This is a genomic window from Alistipes sp. CAG:29, from assembly GCF_000435435.1.
GTDB classification, from domain to species: Bacteria; Bacteroidota; Bacteroidia; order Bacteroidales; family Rikenellaceae; genus Alistipes; species Alistipes onderdonkii.
The window spans coordinates 93,498-100,680 of sequence record NZ_FR893478.1 but is presented as its reverse complement, the minus strand read 5'-3'; the positions used below and the strand labels follow the sequence as shown (position 1 = coordinate 100,680).

General features: G+C 56.7%; 9 protein-coding genes. 7 read left to right on the top strand and 2 right to left on the bottom strand.

Annotated features, from left to right (window positions below):
* Positions 1 to 560 precede the first annotated feature (560 nt).
* From QVP03_RS10120 to QVP03_RS10110, 3 genes are read left to right on the top strand one after another with little or no spacing between them, the layout of a single operon-like run.
* Positions 561 to 1,193, top strand: coding sequence for a YiiX/YebB-like N1pC/P60 family cysteine hydrolase (locus tag QVP03_RS10120; RefSeq protein WP_022333337.1), 633 nt, complete (start codon positions 561 to 563; stop codon positions 1,191 to 1,193).
* 3 nt (positions 1,194 to 1,196) lie between these two features.
* The gene (locus tag QVP03_RS10115) at positions 1,197 to 2,066 is read left to right on the top strand and encodes an acyltransferase family protein (RefSeq protein WP_022333336.1); all 870 of its coding nucleotides are present in this window, start codon (positions 1,197 to 1,199) and stop codon (positions 2,064 to 2,066) included.
* A 5-nt stretch (positions 2,067 to 2,071) separates the two neighbouring features.
* The gene (locus QVP03_RS10110) at positions 2,072 to 2,311 is read left to right on the top strand and encodes a hypothetical protein (RefSeq protein WP_288210752.1); all 240 of its coding nucleotides are present in this window, start codon (positions 2,072 to 2,074) and stop codon (positions 2,309 to 2,311) included.
* Here the strand turns inward: QVP03_RS10110 and QVP03_RS10105 are convergent.
* Entirely contained in the window at positions 2,289 to 2,957 is a 669-nt protein-coding gene (locus QVP03_RS10105; RefSeq protein ID WP_022333334.1) for an MgtC/SapB family protein, read from the bottom strand. The two genes, QVP03_RS10110 and QVP03_RS10105, sit on opposite strands and share 23 nt — an antisense overlap.
* Before the next feature lie 217 nt (positions 2,958 to 3,174).
* On the opposite strand from QVP03_RS10105, the gene rpmI reads away from it, so the two are divergent.
* From rpmI to QVP03_RS10090, 3 genes are all read left to right on the top strand, one after another.
* Complete coding sequence (gene rpmI / locus QVP03_RS10100; RefSeq protein ID WP_022333333.1) at positions 3,175 to 3,369, top strand: 50S ribosomal protein L35; 195 nt, start codon at positions 3,175 to 3,177, stop codon at positions 3,367 to 3,369.
* 91 nt (positions 3,370 to 3,460) lie between these two features.
* Positions 3,461 to 3,805, top strand: a complete 345-nt coding sequence (rplT, locus tag QVP03_RS10095; RefSeq protein ID WP_022333332.1) for a 50S ribosomal protein L20 — start codon at positions 3,461 to 3,463, stop codon at positions 3,803 to 3,805.
* A 73-nt stretch (positions 3,806 to 3,878) separates the two neighbouring features.
* Positions 3,879 to 5,123, top strand: coding sequence for an MFS transporter (locus tag QVP03_RS10090; RefSeq protein ID WP_022333331.1), 1,245 nt, complete (start codon positions 3,879 to 3,881; stop codon positions 5,121 to 5,123).
* A gap of 282 nt (positions 5,124 to 5,405) precedes the next feature.
* On the opposite strand, the gene QVP03_RS10085 is transcribed toward QVP03_RS10090, so the two are convergent.
* Positions 5,406 to 6,344, bottom strand: coding sequence for a hypothetical protein (locus tag QVP03_RS10085; RefSeq protein ID WP_141405538.1), 939 nt, complete (start codon positions 6,342 to 6,344; stop codon positions 5,406 to 5,408).
* 296 nt (positions 6,345 to 6,640) lie between these two features.
* On the opposite strand from QVP03_RS10085, the gene QVP03_RS10080 reads away from it, so the two are divergent.
* On the top strand, positions 6,641 to 7,183 hold a 543-nt coding region (locus QVP03_RS10080; RefSeq protein ID WP_288210751.1), incomplete at its 3' end, for an MBL fold metallo-hydrolase.

Below are 7,183 nucleotides of genomic sequence, written 5' to 3'. Positions count from 1 at the left end.
AGCTCTAATCTCAAAGGTATTGTTTGAAATTCACTCTCTCGCGAGAGTGGAAAACTTTTAGCTGCTCAAATACTTCAAAGAACGCTGTTCAAATATATTGCTATAAAGAACAATTTCTTTCTTTTTGCCGGGTCTGTCCTTGCGGCTTTTCCCGTTGTTCCGACCGCTGATTTTTCAGCGGAAAGTGGTGCAAAGATAAGTCATCTTTTTGAAACCACCAAATCTTTTCGAAAGATTTTTTCAGAAATTTTCAGAACCTTTTTTCTTATCGTTTCGAACCGTATTTCTTATTCGAAGCAGGTGCAAAGGTAAGTCATTTTTCCGAATCTCCAAAAGATTTTGGAACTTTTTTCAAAATTTTTCAGAACCTGTTTTTTCCGCCCCGGAGCAGTATTTCTCTCTCGAAGCGGATGCAAAGATAAGGGCATTCCGGAGTTATTTCCAAATAATTCCGGGACTTTTTTTCGACAATTTCACCACCTTTTTTACACACGGCTATCGGTCAGCGAGTTAGTTGTGAAAAATTTTTAATATATTTGCAAAAACGAACAGCGGAGACTATGAAACAGGCTTTAATATATATAGGTATGCTTCTGCTGGCCATTTCCTGCGGCCAAAACCGCGATCGCCTGCACACGGGCGACCTGCTCTTCCAGGCCGGAAAAAACACGGAGATGACCGGGGCGATCACGGCGGCGACGGGCGAAGAAGGGCCGCTGAATTTCTCCCACGTGGGGATCGCCGTCACAGGCAACGGGGCGGATTCGGTGCTCGAAGCCACGACCGACGGCGGCGTCCGGCTCACGCTATTGGAGGAATTTCTCGGACGCTCCGCAAAAATCGGCGGCCGGCCGGCAGTAGTTGCCATGCGGTTGAAGGACACGGCCGGCATCGCGGCTGCCGTCCGCCGTGCGCGCAGCTTCCTCGGAGTCCCCTACGATTATTCGTTCCGGCCCGGAAGGGAGAAACTCTATTGCAGCGAACTGGTGTGGGAAAGCTACCGCGCCGAAAACGGCACCCCGCTTTTCACGGCGCGGCCGATGAACTTCCGCGCCGCGGACGGAACCCTGCCGCAATTCTGGGCCGACCTGTTCGACCAACTGGGCGAGCAGGTTCCCGAAGGGCTGCCCGGCACGAACCCCAACGACATGGCACGCGAGGAGCTCCTCGAAGAAGTGCACCGTTATTTCTGACCGATGGGCACCGGCACACACCACCATGACACGGCGTTCTCGATCGTCAAGGCCCTCGGCATCGTAGCGGTGGTGATTTCACACGCCGCGATCCTGACACCGCTGGAAACCTTCACCTACTATTTCAACACGGCCGTCTTCTTTTTCGTCGCGGGCTATTTCTTCGACGACGGACAGACCGCCGCCCCGGGGCGTTTCATAGGCCGCAAGCTCCGACGCCTCTACCTGCCCTACGTCGTCCTGGGCACGCTCTTCGTGCTGCTGCACAACCGATTTCTCGAGTGGCACCTGATCGCCTATGACTTCTCCGCCCGGGAGGCCATCCTGCCCTACGACACCCCGGAGCTGCTCCGGACGCTGGGCCGGGTATTCCTGTTCCTGCACCACGAGCAGATGCAGGCGCCCTTCTGGTTTCTGCAAGGGCTGTTCCTCGGGCTGATGCTCTTTTTCTGCATCACGCTGGCAACCCGCAAACTCGCCCCGACGCCGACCGTGGCGGAACGGCTGCGCGGGGGCTCCATCCTGTTCCTGTTTACGGTCGCCATGCTGCTCGCCCGCCATCCGTCGGGCATTCCGGGCGAGTGGATCGCCGTCCGGACATTCGCCATCACGGGGATAATCTACCTCGGAAAACTCTTCCGCATCTTCCGCGCGCGGCTCCCGCTGGACGGGCGCATCGCAACGCTCTGCCTGGTCATCCCGCTCGCGGCGGCCGCCGCCGCGCCCCCCGCCGGGCGCCGGCCGCAGGCTGCCGCATCAACCTTGGCGGGAGACTTTTCGGCAACCCGGTGCTCTTCGTCGTGCTGGTGTGCACAGGATGCTACATGCTCGTCACCGCCGCAAGCCGCCTCGCGGCAACCGGCAACAGGCTGACACGGATGCTGGACTATACGGGACGGCACACCATGGCGATCATGCTGTGGCACATCCCCGCATTCAAACTGGTGATACTCTTTCAAATGTGGGTTTGCGACTACCCGCCCCGCTACCTGGCCTGCCACCCGGTCATCCCCACAGGGTCGCCCTGGTGGTGGATACCCTACACCGTGGTCGGAATCACCCTGCCGCTGGGCTTCTGCCTGCTGTACGACCGGCTCATACGATCCGTTCGATGGTAATGTCGGGATTCTCACGCAGCAGGTCGACATAGCGGTCTTCATCCGTATTCCCCTTGGCACGGATGACCAGGGTGGCCCGGTAGACGATGCCGTCGGCGCTGCGCTGTGCCTCGACCTCATAGGAGATCACGGCATATTCGCGGCTCTGCAACTCGTTGAACATCTCGTCGACCGCAGCACGCTTCGTAGCCGAAAAGACCACCATCGTCCTGCGGCGCCCCAACCCGCCAAAGACCAGCGTAAGCACTTCGAGCGCGAAGAGCGTCAGCACCGTAGCCGCTGCAGCCACGACATACATATGCGCCCCGGCCGCAAGGCCGATGCCGGCCGTCGCCCAGAGGCTTGCCGCCGTCGTAAGCCCGCGCACCAACTGGCGGTGGATGATGATCGTACCGGCGCCGATGAAGCCGATGCCGCTCACCACCTGTGCAGCGATACGGCTGGGGTCGAGCCCCACGCCTGTATGCATCAGGATATCGGCGAAGCCGTACTGCGACACGATCATTATCAGCGCACTGCCCAGCGCAACCAGGAAATGGGTGCGGAAACCCGCATCCTTGACCCGGTATTCGCGGTCGAGGCCGATCACCGTGCCGCAAAGGCCTGCCACGCACAAGCGTATGATAAAATCCCACTCCATCTCCATCGTCCTGCGGTTTTTGATTTACCTATTCAAATATACGGAAAATTATCGGGATCAGCAAACCGACCTGGGGCACAGGCGGCGGACAGCCCCCGGCGTTTCCCTGCAATAATTGCGCAACGGGAATAAAAAGAGGGAGATTTTTCAGCCCCGCGATTGCGGTATGCCGAATTTTTGTTATCTTTGCAGGCTAAGTTTAACTAATTAACTATTTACGACAATGCCGAAAATGAAAACCAATGCCGCTGCGAAGAAGCGTTTTACCTTCACCGGCACAGGAAAGATCAAGCGCAAACACGCTTATCACAGTCACATCCTGACCAAAAAGACGACTAAACAGAAACGTAACCTCTGCTACTCGGGTACGGTTTCTGCGGTCGACGAGGCCAAAATCAAGAACCTGCTGGTCAAGTAATCGACCTGCGGAAGTTATTAACCGGAGCGAATCAGCCCCAAAGAACGCGGGAGAACCGCGTCGCTGACAGCTCTTCAAAAACTTTACAAGTATGCCACGTTCAGTCAACGCCGTTGCATCACGCGCACGTAGAAAAAAAGTTTTGAAACTTGCCAAAGGTAACTTTGGTTCAAGGGGAAATGTTTGGACCGTTGCGAAAAACACGGTCGAAAAGGGTTTGCAGTATGCATATGCACACCGCCAGCTCAAAAAGCGGACATTCCGCTCGCTGTGGATCATGCGTATCAACGCAGCAGTCCGCGCACAGGGAATGACCTATTCACAATTTATCGGCAAACTCAACGCCAAGGGCATCGCACTGAACCGCAAGGTTTTGGCCGACCTGGCGATGAACGAGCCAAAAGCATTCGAGGCAATAGTTAAAGCAGTTAAATAAACCCTTTCACGGAAGGGTTTGCAGCGGCGGACACCTCGGTGTCCGCCTTTTTTGGCATCACCGCGAAACAAGCATGGAAAACTGGAAAAAGACATTCGGGATCATCTGGAGCGGGCAGCTCGCCTCGATCCTCAGCAGCTCGGTCGTCGGCTACGCGATCATCTTCTGGATGAGTATCGAGACCGGTTCGGCCGAGGTGCTGGCGCTGGCAGCAATTGCGGGTATGCTGCCCCAATCGCTGCTGGGCCCGGTCGTCGGGGTCTACGTCGACCGATGGGATCGCAAACGCACGATGATCCTGGCCGACAGCTTCATCGCGTTCTGCACGCTCATCCTGGCCGTGCTTTTCTGGTTCGACGTGGCGCAGATGTGGCATATCTACATCCTGCTGGCCTGCCGCTCGGTGGGATCGGCCTTCCATTCGCCATCCATGCAGGCTTCCGTGCCGCTGCTGGCTCCCGAGGCCCAGCTGACCCGGGTGGCGGGCATCAACCAGATCATCAATTCGCTGTCGAACATCATCGGCCCAGCACTGGGCGCCGTGCTCATCAGCTTCACGGGCATCGGCAATATCCTGCTTCTGGACGTCGCCGGCGCCATCATCGCCTGCACCTCGCTGCTGTTCGTACACATCCCCAATCCCGTGCGGGGCACACTCAAACCAAATCTTTGGAGGGAGTTCCGCGAGGGATTCAGCGCCATCACCGCCGTACCGGGGATGGCATGGCTCTTCACGCTGACGATCCTCGTGCTCTTCTTCATCATGCCCGTCGGCGTGATGTTCCCGCTGATGACCCTGCAACATTTCGGCGGCAGCACCTATGACATGAGTCTCATCGAGATCGTATGGGGCGGCGGAGCGCTTGTCGGCGGCGCCATCATGGGCGCACGCGTCTACCGCGTCAACCGCATCGTCCTGATCAACCTGATGAACTTCATCGTCGGCGTATCGTTCACGCTGTCGGGTATGCTTTCGCCGGGGGCCTTCGCCCTCTTCGCCGTGCTCTCGTGCATCGAGGGCATCGCGGGCGGCATCTTCAACGCATCGTTCGTGGCGGTCGTACAGACCCGCATCGACGCGGGTGTCCTGGGGCGCGTGATGTCGCTCTATTACAGCTTCGGGTTGCTTCCGTCGGCTATCGGACTGCTCGGTACGGGGTTCCTGGCCGAACAGGTCGGGCTCACCACGACCTTCGTCATCGCAGGACTTGTGATCTGCACGCTCGGACTCACGGCTTTCTGCATCCCCTCGGTCATGCGGCTCGACAGGCAGTCAAAAAGCGCGGAGCTCCAGACAAAGGCAACGGACGGGAAATAAATCCCGGGCAGGGCACGGAACGACAGAAAGCAACCACGTATCCGGGTTACCCCGGAGCAACCTCCCGGCAAAACGCCCCCTGGTACGACCGGGCAGCACCGGAGCCACCGCCTACAAAACATCACCGGAGCAAGTCCCCGACAAACAGCCCCCCATCCGCCCCCCCCAGACAACAGACCGCCCGGCAATCCGCCAGTCAACCGGCCACTTGGCCAACAGGCCGCCCGGAAAATAAAAATGCGGTGCGAATTTTCGCACCGCATTTACTTTTTACAATCAAAATTAGATCGTCACCGTATTTCCTGCATATTCGATCGTCGTCAGCAATTTCTTGCCGTCGGCACTTACGGCATATTTCACCGTCACTTTCGGAGAGGGGAAGGCCGTAAAATCGTACCCGCCGGTCATCATCGCCTCGAACTTACCTTCGCGGATGCTCGACCTCGTGTAATACTCGACATCCGTCAGCGTCATGCTCAGCTCCAGAGACGTTGCATTGTCCATCGTATAGAACGAAGGGCCGTAAATTGCACCCGTCGTGTTCACGACGAACTTCTCGCCCATGCAATCCGAATAGGTGAAATTCATGTTATGGGGCTTCAACGTCATACGGCCGCCCCAATTCGAGGTAAAATTGCTGCCCGAATCGAGGTAGCAGGCCTGATTCGCAATGCTGATCGCATAGGCTCCGTTTTCATCGTTGTAGAGCTGCGTGGAACCGCCCACCAGCGAAGCCTTTACCGACGTATTGCCGTTGGTGGCAACCAGCACCAGTTTTTCGTCGAACGTCACCGACCAGACCTTTCCGGCCACGGCATCTTCGAGCAGCGGGGCCCCGCCCGTGTCGATCAGCACGGCGCCCTCGCGCGAATAGCCGTCCATGTCCATATATGCAGGATTGAAAGTGATTTTGTAGCCAGTGGTCGTCTTTTCGATCTTCGAAGAGGTGCCGAGCAACTTGCCCTTGATGGAGATGCCTTCGATTTTCACATCCTCGAAGTTATCCACCCCCTGCTTGTGGGCTTCGGCCACAAGCATCGCCATACGCAGACCGATGTTGGCCTGCTCGGTCGCCATGGAATACTGGCTGGATGTCCAGTTGTAGATGTTGATCCCCTTCTCAACCGGTTGCAACTTCTTATAGGTGTCGTCCTCGTTGATACACCCGGTGAAAACCATCGACGCTACTACCGCCGCCGCCACAAACAAAAATTTTTTCATCATATACAATTTTAATAATACTTTATTCCTATAAACGTCCCGATTCGAAAAATACTGCGCCCGGGCATGAAAAATGTGCGAATTATTCTATTTTCATCCTGCAAACCGGGCATCCGGCCCCAAATCATCGCCGCCAAAAGGTGCGCCAGGCCCGGCACAGAAAACTTCCCGGAAACCGGCCCCAACGTTTTCCCAGGTTCGATTGCGGCTCAAAGGTACGAATATTTCACTTTTTTTCACTATATTGGCGTTGTAATATATAATATTTGAGCATAAACCCAAAACTCTTGTTGCTTATGTCGATCCTATCGTTTTTCGGATGCGGAAAGAAAGCTCCCGAATACCCTGCCGACACGCTCACGACGCGCGACGGTACGCAAATCACGATCACCTTTTTCAGACACGCCTCGCTTTCGGTCGAGGCCGGCGGAAAATACATCTACGTAGATCCCGTAAGCGGCTATGCCGACTACGCCGCCCTGCCCAAGGCCGACGTGGTACTTATCACCCACTCGCACTACGACCACCTGGACGTGGCGGCCGTCGAAGCGATCCAGACCCCGCAGACCGAGATACTCTGCGACCGCACATCGGCCGAGGCGTTCGAAATGAACTGCTACACGATGCGCCCGGGCAGTGTCGCCACGCCGCGCGATTACCTGAAAGTCGAGGCCGTGGCTGCCTACAACACCACCGACGGGCATCTGCAATTCCACCCCAAAGAGCGTGAGGACTGCGGCTACGTGCTCACGATAGGCGGCTCGCGCATCTACATCGCGGGCGATACCGAACCCACGCCCGAATTGAAGGCGCTGAAGAATATCGACATCGCCTTCCCT